Origin of the sequence: Azotobacter bryophylli (assembly GCF_042643485.1) — a bacterium.
Lineage (GTDB): Bacteria > Pseudomonadota > Gammaproteobacteria > Pseudomonadales > Pseudomonadaceae > Azotobacter > Azotobacter bryophylli.
Map to the genome: position 1 here is coordinate 117,448 of NZ_JBHRSJ010000022.1, position 12,114 is coordinate 129,561.

12 protein-coding genes are annotated in these 12,114 nt (G+C 70.1%); 5 read left to right on the top strand and 7 right to left on the bottom strand.

Features of this window, described 5'->3' with window-relative positions:
- Positions 1-122 precede the first annotated feature (122 nt).
- Both ACFOJE_RS11985 and ACFOJE_RS11990 read left to right on the top strand, forming a co-directional pair.
- Positions 123-1,790 carry a nitrite/sulfite reductase gene (locus tag ACFOJE_RS11985; protein WP_377814586.1) on the top strand — a complete coding sequence of 556 codons (1,668 nt, stop codon included), beginning with the start codon at positions 123-125 and terminating at the stop codon, positions 1,788-1,790.
- Positions 1,787-2,317 (top strand): DUF934 domain-containing protein, encoded by a 531-nt coding sequence (locus ACFOJE_RS11990; RefSeq protein ID WP_377814588.1) that lies wholly within the window; start codon positions 1,787-1,789, stop codon positions 2,315-2,317. Before ACFOJE_RS11985 ends, ACFOJE_RS11990 begins: the two co-directional genes overlap by 4 nt.
- A gap of 9 nt (positions 2,318-2,326) precedes the next feature.
- Here ACFOJE_RS11990 and ACFOJE_RS11995 read toward each other — a convergent pair whose 3' ends face one another.
- From ACFOJE_RS11995 to ACFOJE_RS12015, 5 genes are read right to left on the bottom strand one after another with little or no spacing between them, the layout of a single operon-like run.
- Entirely contained in the window at positions 2,327-3,088 is a 762-nt protein-coding gene (locus ACFOJE_RS11995; RefSeq protein ID WP_377814698.1) for an ABC transporter permease, read from the bottom strand.
- Positions 3,089-3,093: 5 nt separating this feature from the next.
- Complete coding sequence (locus ACFOJE_RS12000; protein ID WP_377814589.1) at positions 3,094-4,299, bottom strand: ABC transporter substrate-binding protein; 1,206 nt, start codon at positions 4,297-4,299, stop codon at positions 3,094-3,096.
- Positions 4,245-5,090 carry an ABC transporter ATP-binding protein gene (locus ACFOJE_RS12005; protein ID WP_377814590.1) on the bottom strand — a complete coding sequence of 282 codons (846 nt, stop codon included), beginning with the start codon at positions 5,088-5,090 and terminating at the stop codon, positions 4,245-4,247. Before ACFOJE_RS12005 ends, ACFOJE_RS12000 begins: the two co-directional genes overlap by 55 nt.
- Complete coding sequence (locus ACFOJE_RS12010) at positions 5,087-6,154, bottom strand: acyl-CoA dehydrogenase family protein (RefSeq protein ID WP_377814591.1); 1,068 nt, start codon at positions 6,152-6,154, stop codon at positions 5,087-5,089. The genes ACFOJE_RS12005 and ACFOJE_RS12010 overlap by 4 nt, the downstream gene beginning before the upstream one ends.
- Before the next feature lie 35 nt (positions 6,155-6,189).
- The gene (locus tag ACFOJE_RS12015) at positions 6,190-6,750 is read right to left on the bottom strand and encodes a carboxymuconolactone decarboxylase family protein (RefSeq protein WP_377814592.1); all 561 of its coding nucleotides are present in this window, start codon (positions 6,748-6,750) and stop codon (positions 6,190-6,192) included.
- 105 nt (positions 6,751-6,855) lie between these two features.
- On the opposite strand from ACFOJE_RS12015, the gene ACFOJE_RS12020 reads away from it, so the two are divergent.
- The gene (locus tag ACFOJE_RS12020; RefSeq protein ID WP_377814593.1) at positions 6,856-7,773 is read left to right on the top strand and encodes an AraC family transcriptional regulator; all 918 of its coding nucleotides are present in this window, start codon (positions 6,856-6,858) and stop codon (positions 7,771-7,773) included.
- A 9-nt stretch (positions 7,774-7,782) separates the two neighbouring features.
- Here ACFOJE_RS12020 and ACFOJE_RS12025 read toward each other — a convergent pair whose 3' ends face one another.
- Positions 7,783-8,883 carry a sigma-54 interaction domain-containing protein gene (locus tag ACFOJE_RS12025; protein WP_377814594.1) on the bottom strand — a complete coding sequence of 367 codons (1,101 nt, stop codon included), beginning with the start codon at positions 8,881-8,883 and terminating at the stop codon, positions 7,783-7,785.
- A gap of 397 nt (positions 8,884-9,280) precedes the next feature.
- On the opposite strand from ACFOJE_RS12025, the gene ACFOJE_RS12030 reads away from it, so the two are divergent.
- The gene (locus tag ACFOJE_RS12030) at positions 9,281-10,903 is read left to right on the top strand and encodes a sigma-54 interaction domain-containing protein (protein ID WP_377814595.1); all 1,623 of its coding nucleotides are present in this window, start codon (positions 9,281-9,283) and stop codon (positions 10,901-10,903) included.
- A gap of 40 nt (positions 10,904-10,943) precedes the next feature.
- On the opposite strand, the gene ACFOJE_RS12035 is transcribed toward ACFOJE_RS12030, so the two are convergent.
- Complete coding sequence (locus ACFOJE_RS12035) at positions 10,944-11,288, bottom strand: hypothetical protein (RefSeq protein WP_377814596.1); 345 nt, start codon at positions 11,286-11,288, stop codon at positions 10,944-10,946.
- Positions 11,289-11,827: 539 nt separating this feature from the next.
- On the opposite strand from ACFOJE_RS12035, the gene ACFOJE_RS12040 reads away from it, so the two are divergent.
- A partial coding sequence (locus ACFOJE_RS12040; protein ID WP_377814597.1) for an OsmC family protein occupies positions 11,828-12,114 on the top strand: 287 nt, incomplete at its 3' end.

Consider the following 12,114-nt stretch of genomic DNA (forward strand, 5'->3'; position numbering starts at 1 on the left):
TTTGCGCTCCATCTGCCGCTGTTTTCACCCCGTTCGCCGCGGCATAGTCGCTCGCCCTGATGACCCGCTCCCGTCCCGGCATGTCGCCGCGTCCGGCGCGGGCCGGCCGGACGAGGTGGCCCATGTACCGATACGACGATTACGACCGCGCCCTGGTGCTCGAGCGCGTCGCGCAGTTCCGCGACCAGATCGCGCGGCGCCTGAGCGGCGAGCTGAGCGAGGAGGAGTTCCTGCCGCTGCGCCTGCAGAACGGCCTGTACCTGCAGAAGCACGCCTACATGCTGCGCGTGGCGATTCCCTACGGCACCCTGTCGGCGGATCAACTGCGCACCCTGGCGCACATCGCCCGCCACCACGACCGCGGCTACGGCCACTTCACCACCCGGCAGAACATCCAGTTCAACTGGATCGAGCTGGAGCAGGTCGGCGACATCCTCGAACGCCTGGCCGAAGTTGAGATGCACGCCATCCAGACCTCCGGCAACTGCGTGCGCAACATCACCACCGAGGCCTTCGCCGGAGTGGCCGCCGACGAGCTGCTCGATCCGCGCCCGCTGGCCGAGATCCTCCGCCAGTGGTCGACGGTCAACCCGGAATTCCTCTACCTGCCGCGCAAGTTCAAGATCGCCATCTGCTCGGCCGAGCAGGACCGCGCGGCGATCATGATGCACGACATCGGCCTGTACCTTTACCGCGACGAAGCCGGCGAGCTGATGCTGCGGGTGATGGTCGGCGGCGGCCTCGGGCGCACGCCGATCCTCGCCCAGCAGGTGCGCGAGGCGCTGCCCTGGCGTCACCTCTTGTCCTACGTCGAGGCCATCCTGCGGGTGTTCAACCGCCACGGCCGGCGCGACAACAAGTACAAAGCGCGGATCAAGATCCTGGTCAAGGCGCTCGGCGTCGAGGCCTTCGCCCGCGAGGTGGAGGAAGAGTGGCGGCACATCAAGGACGGCCCGGCCGAACTGACTGAGGCGGAATACCGCCGCGTCGCCGCCTTCTTCGCCCCGCCGGCCTATGCGACGCTGGACGATGCCGACCTCGCCTATGGCCGCGCGCTGGCCGGCGATCCGGCCTTCGCCCGCTGGGCGGCGCGCAACCTGCAGGCGCACAAGGTGCCGGGCTACGCCGCGGTGGTGCTCTCCACCAAGCCGGGGCCGGCCGCACCGCCCGGCGACGTCACCGCCGAACAGATGGAGGGCGTCGCCGAGCTGGCCGAACGCTATGGCTTCGGCGAGATCCGCGTCGCCCACGAGCAGAACCTGGTGCTGCCGGACGTGCGCAAGGCCGACCTCCACGCCCTCTGGCTACGAGCGCAGGAGCTGGGCCTGGCCACGCCCAACGTCGGCCTGCTCACCGACATCATTTCCTGCCCGGGCGGCGACTACTGCGCGCTGGCCAACGCCAAGTCGATCCCCATCGCCCAGGCCATCCAGGAGCGTTTCGCCGACCTCGACCACCTGCACGATCTGGGCGAGCTGAGCCTGAACATCTCCGGCTGCATGAACGCCTGCGGCCACCACCACATCGGCAACATCGGCATCCTCGGCGTCGACAAGAACGGCAGCGAGTGGTACCAGCTGACCATCGGCGGCGCCCAGGGCAAGGCCAGCGCGCTGGGCCGGGTGATCGGCCCGTCGTTCGAGGCCGGGCAGATCCCCGACGTGATCGAGCGGCTGGTGGAGACCTTCCTCGCCTACCGCGAGGGCGACGAGCCCTTCGTCGACACCGTGCGGCGTATCGGTCTGGAGCCGTTCAAGGAGCGGGTCTACCGCGAGGAGCTGCCGGCATGAGGAACCTGATCAAGCTGGGCACCGAGGGCGCCCGCATCGTCGCCGACGATCCCTGGAGCTGGGTGCGCGAGCCCGCCGAGCCGCTGCCGGACGGCCCGCTGCTGCTGCCGCTGGCGCTGTGGCGGCAGCGGCAGAGCGAGGCGGTGCTCGAGGGCCGCGCCGACACCCGCGACGGCCTGTGGCTGGCCCCGGACGACGAGCCGGAGGCGCTGGCGCCCTGGCTGGCCGGCCTGCCGCTGATCGCCCTGGAATTTCCCAGCTTCCGCGACGGCCGCGCCTACAGCCAGGCCTATCTGCTGCGCACCCGCCTGGGCTGGCAGGGCGAGCTGCGCGCGGTCGGCGACGTGCTGCGCGACCAGCTCAGCCACATGCGCCAGTGCGGCTTCGACGCCTTCGCCGTGCGCGAGGACAAGTCGGTGCTCGACGCGCTCAAGGGGTTGCAGGGGATCAGCGTGCTGTACGGCCGCTCGGTGCTGGAGCCGCGCCCGCTGTTCCGCCGTGGGCGCGGCGTCGACGAGGAGGAGTAGGCGCCGGGCTCAGCCCGGCGCGTGGCTCCAGCGCCGGTACAGCGCGCGGGCGGCGGCGTCGAGGCAGAAGCCGAGCACGCCGATGAGCAGAACCATGGCCATCAGCTCCGAGTAGGCCAGGCGGTCGCGAGTGTCGAGGATGTAGTAGCCGAGCCCGGCGCTGACCCCGAGCATCTCGCAGGGCACCAGCACGATCCAGAGGATGCCGATGGCCAGGCGCACGCCGGTCAGCACGTGGCCGAGCACGCCGGGCAGGACCACCCGGGTGAGGGTTTCCCGGCGCGTGGCGCTGAGGCTGTGGGTCAGCTGCAGCCAGCGCGGGTCGAGGCTCTTCACCCCGGCGGCGGTGTTGAGCAGGATCGGCCAGACCGCGGCGAAGGCCAGCAGGAAGTAGATCGGCCGGTCGCCGACGCCCATCAGCATCACCGCCACCGGCATCCACGACAGCGGCGAGATCATGCGCAGGAACTGGAAGGCCGGGGTGGTCGCCCATTCCAGGCTGCGCCAGGCACCGACCAAGAGGCCCAGCGGCACGCCGACCAGCAGCGCCAGGGACAGGCCGACCAGGATGCGCCGCAGGCTGACGCCGACGTGCTGGTACAGTTCGCCGCGGCCGAGCAGCTCGACCAGGCTGGCCAGGGTGGCCTGCGGCGAGAACAGCGCGGCCAGACCGTCGCCGGCGCCGAACAGGGCCACTCCCAGCCACCACAGGCCGAACAGGAGGAACAGCCCGCCCAGGCCGAGCAGCCAGGGCAGGGCGGAGCGCTTCACGGCGTTCAAACGCTGATCTCCTCCCGGCGCTCGAAGCCCTCGGGCAGGCCGAAAGCGGCCAGGCCGCCGACCGCCGCCAGGCTATTGCGCACGAAGCGGTCGTCGACCAGCTCGCGGGCGGCCTGCTGCGGGTCGAGGGCAGCGAGGAAACCCTTGTCGCCCTCGATCAGGGTGTCCTTCAGGCGGCGCACCAGTTCCTCGGTGTAGCTGGGGAACGGGTAGGGCTGGAAGTCGATGCGCTTCTCGTCCCAATCCCGGTGGCGGATCGCGCCACTGGCCAGGTACTGGGCGCGCTCGTCGGCCGCCGGGGCCAGCACGCGGCGTAGCACCTCCGGGGCGTGCGGGGTGTAGCGGTTGGCGCCGTCCTTGGACAAGAGCTGGGCGGCCTCCTCGCGGTGCGCGCGGGTCCACAGCTGGGCCTTGACGATGGCGTTGACCACCTTCTGCGACCACTCGGGCCGGTTGTTCAGATCGTGCTCGTGCATGAACACCACGCAGCAGGCGTGGTCGCGCCAGACGTCGCCGGTGAAGCGCTGGATGCGGCCGACCTTGAGGTTCTCCGCCAGGGCGTTGAACGGCTCGGCGACGATGTAGCCGGCGATCCGCCCGCTGGCCAGCGCCGGTGGCATGTCCGAGGGCGGCAGCACCACCAGGTTGACCTCGTGGGCGGCGATGGCGGCGCCGGCCGGCCTGCTCACCGGGGTCAGGCCGCTGTCGCGCAGCAGCTGCTGCAGCACCACGTTGTGGATCGAGTACCAGAAGGGGATGGCCAGCGACTGGCCGCCGAGCTGCTTCACCTCATGGATGCCGGGCTCGACGGTCAGGCCGGAGCCGCCCACGTGGTTCCAGGCCACCACCTTGGCCGGCACCTTGCTGGAGAAGCGCGCCCACACGGTCATCGGCGCCAGCAGGTGGATGACGTTGACCTGCCCGGAGAGGAACGCCTCGATCACCTGCGCCCAGCTGCGCAGCAGCACCGGGCGCTCGGAGCGGATGCCCTCGGCCTCGAACAGGCCGTTGTTGTGCGCCACCAGGAGCGGTGCGGCGTCGGTGATCGGCAGGTAGCCGATGCGCACCGGCGCGTCGGGTTCGGCGGCGGCGCGCGCCTGCAGGCTGGCGAGCAGCGGCAGGGCGGCGCCGGCGCCGAGCAGGGCGCTCAGCTTGAGGAAGTCGCGGCGCGAGTGGATGGGGTCGTTGCAGTCGTTGCACATGGCAAGTCTCCGGCGCTGGAAGTGTGGGAGTCGTGGCTGCGGCTCGCCCGCCGTAGGGTTTTGAGAATGTCGATGCGCAATTGGCCAAGCTCGTCGACCAGCTCCGCGCGGGGCTGCGGCAGGTCGACGTGCCACTCGCCGAGCGCGTGCGCCGGGGTTCCGCCCAGTAGCAGGATGCGTTCGGAGAGCAGCAGGGCCTCATCGATGTCGTGGGTGATCAGCACCGCGGCAGTGTTGCGCTCGCGGACGATCGTCAGCAGCAGTTGCTGCATGTCGGCGCGGGTCACCTCGTCCAGCGCGCCGAAGGGTTCGTCGAGCAGCAGCACGTGCGGCTCGCGGGCCAGGCAGCGGGCCAGCGCGGTGCGCTGGGCCATGCCGCCGGACAGCTCGCTCGGGTAGCGACCGCGGGCGTGCTGCAGGCCGACCGCGGCGATGGCCGCATCGACCTTCGCGGCGCGCTCGGCGGCGCTGCGCCGGGGCTGGTGCTTGAAGTCGAGGCCGAAGGCGACGTTCTGCTCCAGGCTCAGCCAGGGCAGCAGCGACGGGTCCTGGAAGGCCACCGCCACCCGCGGATGCGGGCCGGCGAGCGGCTCGCCGAACAGGCGCACCTCGCCTTCCAGCGGTGCCTGCAGGCCGGCCAGCACGCGCAGCAGGCTGGACTTGCCGACTCCGCTGGGGCCGAGGAGGGTCACCACCTCGCCGGCACGCAGGCCCAGGTCGAAGCGCTCCAGCACGCGGCGCCCACCGTAGCCGAGGGCGATGCCGGCGGCCTGCAGGACGGGCGCCGTCATGCGCCGGCTCCCGCGGCCTGGCGCTGCAGCTCGCCGCGCAGCTGGACCAGGCTGGGGGTGACGATCGGCACGAAGGCCGACTCGCGCAGACGGCGGGCGAAGCCGGCGCCGTGCTGCTGCAGATAGGCCTTGCCGCCGCTGGCCTGCAGCTCCAGCTGCACCGCCTGCCCGGCCAATTCGGCGAGGGCGATGCGCAGCCGGAACAGGCTGGCCGGCTCGCCCAGGAAGCGCCCGGCGCACAGGCCCTGTTCGAGTTCTGCGACGCACCGTTCGAGCCGTGCGCGCAGGTCGCGCCAGTCCGCCTCCAGCACCGAGCGGCCGGCGGCCAGCTGGCTCTCGACCTCCTGCAGCGAGCGGCGGGTCAGGCCGATGGTCATGCCGCATTGCAGGCCGAGGAAGCCGGGGCGAACGCGCGGCAGGTACTGGCGGGCGTCGCCGGCCAGCAGCCAGTCGCGCTCCAGTTGCAGGGCGTCGATCTGCAGCGCCGCGGTGTTGCTCGACTGCAGGCCGAGCAGCTGCAGATCCTCGCTGCGGGTGAGGCCGGCCAAGTCGTCGGGGATGGCGGCGATGAACGGGGCACTGCCCGGCAGCTCGACCGCGGCGGCGACCACGAAGCCGCTTCGGCGCAGGTTGGTGACCCACGGCAGGCGGCCGTCCAGGCGCCAGCCGGCCGCGCTCGGCGCGGCGCGCACGCCCAGCTCCTCGATGCCGGAGAGGTACTTCATGGCATTCGACAGGCCGGTGGCGCCGGCCAGCCTGCCGCTCAGCAGCTCGCCGAGCAGGCGCTCGCGCAGGGCGGCGTTGTCGGTGTGCAGCAGGTATTCGATGAAGGTGCGCTGGCCCCAGAGCACGAAGGCGGCGGTCAGCGAATGGCCGGCGACGGCGGCGATGGCCTGCACCGCCGCGCGGATGTCGCCGCCGGCGCCGCCGAGGTGCTCGTCCACGCCCAGCCCGAACAGGCCGGCGGCGGCCAGCTGCGGCAGGACTTCCTCGGCATCGCGCAGGCCGCGGTCCAGGTCGTCGGCTTCGGCATCGAGCCAGCGGCTCAGATCGGTATCCAGCATGGTCGTTGTCTCCTCGGCAGCGATGGTGCGGCGGCTCAGGCGTCGGCGGCGTCCCAGCGGTAACGCTCCAGCTCGGGGTTGAGCGGGGTGCGGGCGAAGCTGTTGGCGAAGTTGCACAGGGTCGCCAGGCTGACCCCGAGGATCACCTCCAGGGCCTGGGCCTCGCCGAAACCGGCGGCGCGGAAGGCGACGTAGTCGGCGTCGGCGACGTTGCCGCGGGTGGCGATCACCTGGCTGGTGAACTCGGCCAGCGCCTCGTAGCGCGCGTCCGGCAGCTCGCCGCGGGCGCGCAGCGCCTCGATCACCTCGGTCGGCAGCTTGGCCTTGTTGGTGGCGACGGCCGTGTGGCCGGCGACGCAGAAGGCGCAGCCGTGGGTGGTGGCGGCCACCAGCTGGACCACCTCGCGCTCGGGCAGGCTCAGGCTGGCCTTGGCGTTCAGGCCGGAGACGGTGACGTAGGTCTCCAGGGCCGCCGGCGCGTTGGCCAGCACGGCGAGCAGGTTGGGTACGAACCCGGAGTTCTTCAGCGCATTCTCCAGGAAGGGACGGGCTTCGGCCGGGGCGCTTTCGAGGGTTTGCAGGGTGACGCGGGGCATGGGAACAACTCCTGGCAGAGAACGGAGGTGCTAATTCTCTTGGTTATAAAAAATATGATCTATATTCTAAAGTTGCATTCACTTGCTCTGGAGTCTTTCGATTAGATGAATTCGTCCATGCCTCTTATCGATTGGTTATTAGAGAGCCTGGAACTGGACGCCAGCCTGTTCCACGTGGGCCGCTACTGCGGCGGCTGGCACGCCAGCACCCAGGGCCTGGCGCGGGCCAGCTTCCACCTGCTGGTGCAGGGCCGCTGCTGGCTGCATCTCGAAGACCGGGCGCCGCAGCCCTTGGAGGCCGGCGACGCGCTGTTCGTCCTGCGCGACGTGCCGTACCGGCTGTCCGGCGAGGCCAGCGCCGAAGCTGCCTGCGCCGCGCCGCGCGGGCAAATGGCTCCGCTGGACGTGCAGGCCGAGGACGGCGTCGGCCTGGTCTGCGGCTTCTTCCACTTCCACCCGGGCCTGAGCGAGCTGATCGTCGATTCGCTGCCCACCTGCCTGCTGCTGCGCGCCGGCGATCCCGCGCTGGCGCCGGCACGCTGCCTGTTCGAGCTGATCCTCGCCGAGTGCGCCCGCCCGCAGGGACCTTCGGCCGGGGTGCTGGAGCGCCTGAGCCAGCTGCTGTTCCTCTACGTGCTGCGCCAGCACGGCGCGGAGTCCGGCGAGTTGCGCGGGCTGCTGGCGCTAGCCCGCCAGCCGGCCTTCGCCGGGCTGCTGCAACAGCTGATCGCCGCGCCGGCGCAGGGCTGGACGCTGGAGCGGATGGCCGGCTGCAGCGGCCTGTCGCGCGCCGCCTTCGCCAAGCGTTTCCACGAGCTGAGCGGGCAGACGCCCGGGCAGGTGCTGCTCGGTCTGCGCATGCGCGAGGCCTGTCGGCTGCTCAAGGAGGGGCGGGCGGTGGCGGAGGTGGCCGAGGCGGTCGGCTACCAGTCCGTGGCCGCCTTCACCCGCGCCTTCGATGCCCTGGTCGGGGTTCCGCCCGGGGCCTACCGGCGCAGCCGCGGCCGCGCCGGGCGGGAGTGAGCGAGGCGCTCAGATGGACAGCTGCACGTCCCGGTTCGGCGCGCTCTGCAGCGGCCGGCGCTTGTTCACCACCAGCTCGCCGATCTTGATCAGCAGGGCGCGGGTCACGTTGCGGCTGAGGCCGAGCAGGTTGGCGGTGTGCACCTGGTTGTGGTGGCAGAAGCGGTAGGCCGTGCGCAGCAGGGCTTCCTCCACTTTCTCGTGGAGGGCGCCGTTCTGTTCTTCGAACAGCTTGAGGAAGGCGCGCTGTAGGAGTGCGTCGGCCGACTCGTCCGGCGGCGGGCCGCTGTCCTCCCGGCGCTCCAGGCGCAGGCTGGAGAGGTGCAGGTCCTGGGCGCGGATCGCGCTGTCGCGGCAGATCAGCAGGGTGTGGTGGATGACGTTCTCCAGCTCGCGGATGTTGCCCGGCCAGGAGTGGCCGACCAGCTTCTCCCGGGCCTCCTCGGCCAGGACGATCTCGCCGTAGCCGAGGCGGCGCCGGTATTCGGCGATGAAGTGGCGGGCCAGCGGCAGGATGTCGCCCGGCCGCTCGCGTAGCGGGCTGATGTTCAGGGTCACCACGTTGAGGCGGTAGTACAGGTCCTCGCGGAAGTTGCCGGCGTTGATCGCCTTCTCCAGCTGCACGTTGGTCGCCGCCAGCACCCGCACGTTGATCGGGATGCTCTTGCGCGAACCCAGGCGCACGACTTCCCGCTCCTGCAGCACGCGCAGCAGCTTGACCTGGATCGGCAGCGGCAGGTCGCCGATCTCGTCGAGGAACAGAGTGCCTCCGTTGGCCTCCTCGAACCAGCCGGCCTTGGCGCTGAGGGCGCCGGTGAAGGCGCCCTTCTCGTGGCCGAACAGCTCCGCCTCCACCAGGCTCTCCGAGAAGGCGCCGCAGTTCACCGCGACGAAGGGCCCCTGGCGGCGGGCGCTGAGGTTGTGCAGGTGACGGGCGACCAGCTCCTTGCCGGTACCGGTCTCGCCGATGATCAGCACGCTGGCGTCGCTCGGCGCGACCTGCTGCAGGTGGGCGAGCAGGGCTTTCGACTTGGGATCCTCGAACACCTGCGCGGTGGCGCGGATCGAGGTGGCGAGGGCCGGGGAAGGGGGCAGGGTCAGCAGTTGCATGGCGATGCCTACGAATGCGAGGTGGAGGGGAGCGTCCCGCAGGATGCGGTCGGCGCGCCGGAGGCGGACAGGCGGCCTGCACGGGGTTCGCGCCGGGCGAGCGGGGAGACGGTCGAGGCGGGGCGGATGAGCGACACGGGAAACTCCTCTTCACCGTATGGTTGCGTCGCCCGGCCGAAAGAGGCCGGAACAGGGACTGAGCGTGAATTGCCTGAAGTCCGGTGGTCCGGTTAGATCAATCTAATTGATCTAATAAAAATAGATTAAATACTTTTTAGTTCTTAGCTTAGGACGTCAGATCCCAACGCCGGCCGGCGGTACGCGGGGCTGGCGCCACTCGTATCCGCCGGCGTTATGCCTTACTGTTCGGACTCCGATTCCGCGACAAGGGCCGAGCATGACGGATATTTCGACCGCCGAGCACGAGCTGGAAACCTCCCCGGCGTTCTGGCGTTCCCAGGAGATGCTGCTGCTGCAGCAGGTGACGGCGCTGATGGGCAAGGACCTCTCGCCGGAGGCGGTGCTCTACGAGATGCTGCACTTGCTGTCCGAGCTGCTCGGGCTGAACCGCGGGCGCATCGTGCTGCTCGACGAGTCCGGCAAGAGCGGCAGCATCCGCTACGCCTACGGCCTGACCCGCGACGAGATCTCCCGCGGCCGCTATGCCCTGGACGAAGGCATCACCGGCCTGGTGCTGGCCCGCGGGCAGCAGATCATCGTGCAGGACATCGACAAGGACCCGCTGTTCCTCGGGCGCATGATCGAGCGCAGCAAGCTGCCGGCCGGCGCGGTCTCCTTCATCGCCCTGCCGATCCGGATCGACCAGAAGACCGTCGGCGTGCTCGCCTGCCACCGCATCCGCCGGCGCGCCCGGCCGCTCTCCGACGACCTCAGCATCCTGCGCATCCTCGCCACCCTGACCGGGCAGATCCTCCATCTGCAGACCTACGTGGAGGAGAAGACCGAGGCGCTGCGCCAGCGCAACGAGATGCTCTCGCGAGCCCTGGAGACGCGCACCAGCCGCTACGGCATCATCGGCAGCTCGCCGCAGCTGCTGCGGGCGATCTCCGAGCTGGAACGGGTCTCCGACGCCACCGCCAGCGTGCTGCTCCTGGGCGAGTCGGGGACCGGCAAGGAGCTGTTCGCCCGCGCCCTGCACCTGGCCAGCCCGCGCCGCGACAAGCCGTTCATCCGGGTCAACTGCGCGGCGATTCCCGACACCCTGTTCGAATCCGAGCTGTTCGGCTACGAGCGCGGCGCCTTCACCGGCGCGCAGACGGCGCGGGCCGGCTGGTTCGAGCAGGCCGACGGCGGCACCATCTTCCTCGACGAGATCGGCGAGCTGCCGCTGGGCATGCAGACCAAGCTGCTGCGCACCCTGCAGGAGGGCACCATCACCCGCCTGGGCGGCAAGCGCGAGGTGCGCGTCGACGTGCGACTGGTGGCGGCGACCAACCGCGACCTGGCCGCCGAGGTCGGCCGCGGCACCTTCCGCCAGGATCTCTACTACCGGCTCAACGTGATTCCCATCCACCTGCCGTCGCTGGCCAGCCGGCGCGAGGACATCCCGGCCCTGGCGCTGCACTTCCTCAGCCGCACCAACCAGGCCAACCAGCGCAACGTCAGCTTCAGCACGGCGGCGATCGAGCGGCTGCAGGCCCACGGCTGGCCGGGCAACATCCGCGAGCTGTCCAACCTGATCGAGCGCATGGTGCTGCTCACCGACCACTCGCCGCTGACCGCCGCCGACGTCGAGCGCTTCCTCCCGGGGATGGCCGGCGAAACCCCGGCGCCGGCCCCCGTGTCCGCACCCATGCCGGCGGTGGCGCTGCCGCCGGCCATGCCCTTCACCGGCATGGAGGTGGTGCGCCCCTATGTGGCGGCCAGTTCCCACTCCGCCGAAGAGCTGCGCGGGGCGGTGGCCCGCTGCGGCGGCAACAAGTCCCGCGCCGCCCAGCTGCTCGGCCTCACCGCACGGCAGTTCAACTACCGCTGGCAGAAGATATCCGCCCAGGAATAGCAGGGAAGCGGCGGTCCGTCGCCGGTCGCGGCAGCCGCGGCTAGCCGCCGAAGAGCGGGAGGAGCAGGGAGGCGACGTTGGCGCCGAGGAAGCCGCCGAGGCAGGCGCGGACCGTGCCGGCATGGCGGGCGTAGGGGCTGTTGCCGATGCCGGTCATGACGAAGCAGGACAGTGCGACCAGGATGGCGAAGGTCAGCGACTGGGAGGAGCAGGCGATCTCCGCGAGCGTGCTGCTTCTGCTGGCGGAAGGCACCAGGTCGCCGACGGTGGGGGCGAATACCAGCGACATCACGACGATGCCGATGAAGACGAAGGGAGTCAGGGTGTAGCGACCGATGCCGAAGGTGACGGATTCGGCACGGCGTTCGTGCGTGGGAGAGGTCATGACAGCGGTTACATCTTGTGGTGAGGATGGATCGGGTCATGCCCACCCTCTAGCGCCGGCTGCGCACGGACGCCCACGAAGCGCGGCCATACGGCCGGTTCCGGTTCGATGTCTGAGCGGGCACGAGCGCTTGATGCGGCCCCGGGGGCCGCGAGGCGGGCGCGGATGGCGCCGGCTGCGCTGCAGCAGGCGTCAGGGGATCATGCAATCGAACGTCGGCCCGGTAAAGGCGAGGGGGACAAGCGTAGCGGTATCCGGGGATAAATCCGACGAACGACGACCGGACTGCGGAACCGATTTCGTCTTGCTCGAAATGAAAACTAAATGTTGACAATATCTACATTGTACCGGCCAGCCATCGGCTCGACGGACCTTCCTTACGTTGCCTCTGCAGTCCTTTCCAATTCCTAACTTATTGAAAAATAAGCGATAAAAATCGAATTCTGCGATTGTCGGGCAATCTGGCACAGCGGTTGCGATATCCCCTTCGAACCCGAAGAGCGGCGCCCCGTCGCTCGACCCCTCGAATGGAGCATCCCATGACCGAAGCAACCGCCCCCTGCACCTGCCCGAGCACCGTGCAGGCCTACCTCAAGCCGATCGACCGCGACGGGCTGATGGCCTTCGCCGAGAAGGGCCGCAACAACCCCGGCAGCCGCGGGACCAACAAGGTCCACACGGTGATGCAGGGCATGTACCGCAGCCTGAGCTACGTCGGCGAGCACACGCCGGTGGTGGTGGACGAGCCGCTGCACCTGTTCGGCGAGAACACCGCGCCGGCGCCCGGCGAGATCGTCCTGTCCGGCCTGGGCGGCTGCCTGGCGGT

Coding starts and splice junctions, on each gene's coding strand:
- ACFOJE_RS11990 (WP_377814588.1), top strand. CDS start 1,787: ATGAGGAACCTGATCAAGCTGGGCACCGAGGGCGCCCGCATCGTCGCC.
- ACFOJE_RS12010 (WP_377814591.1), bottom strand. CDS start 6,154: ATGCTGGATACCGATCTGAGCCGCTGGCTCGATGCCGAAGCCGACGAC.
- ACFOJE_RS12015 (WP_377814592.1), bottom strand. CDS start 6,750: ATGCCCCGCGTCACCCTGCAAACCCTCGAAAGCGCCCCGGCCGAAGCC.
- ACFOJE_RS12035 (WP_377814596.1), bottom strand. CDS start 11,288: ATGACCTCTCCCACGCACGAACGCCGTGCCGAATCCGTCACCTTCGGC.
- ACFOJE_RS12025 (WP_377814594.1), bottom strand. CDS start 8,883: ATGCAACTGCTGACCCTGCCCCCTTCCCCGGCCCTCGCCACCTCGATC.
- ACFOJE_RS12000 (WP_377814589.1), bottom strand. CDS start 4,299: ATGTGCAACGACTGCAACGACCCCATCCACTCGCGCCGCGACTTCCTC.
- ACFOJE_RS12005 (WP_377814590.1), bottom strand. CDS start 5,090: ATGACGGCGCCCGTCCTGCAGGCCGCCGGCATCGCCCTCGGCTACGGT.
- ACFOJE_RS12020 (WP_377814593.1), top strand. CDS start 6,856: ATGAATTCGTCCATGCCTCTTATCGATTGGTTATTAGAGAGCCTGGAA.
- ACFOJE_RS11985 (WP_377814586.1), top strand. CDS start 123: ATGTACCGATACGACGATTACGACCGCGCCCTGGTGCTCGAGCGCGTC.
- ACFOJE_RS12030 (WP_377814595.1), top strand. CDS start 9,281: ATGACGGATATTTCGACCGCCGAGCACGAGCTGGAAACCTCCCCGGCG.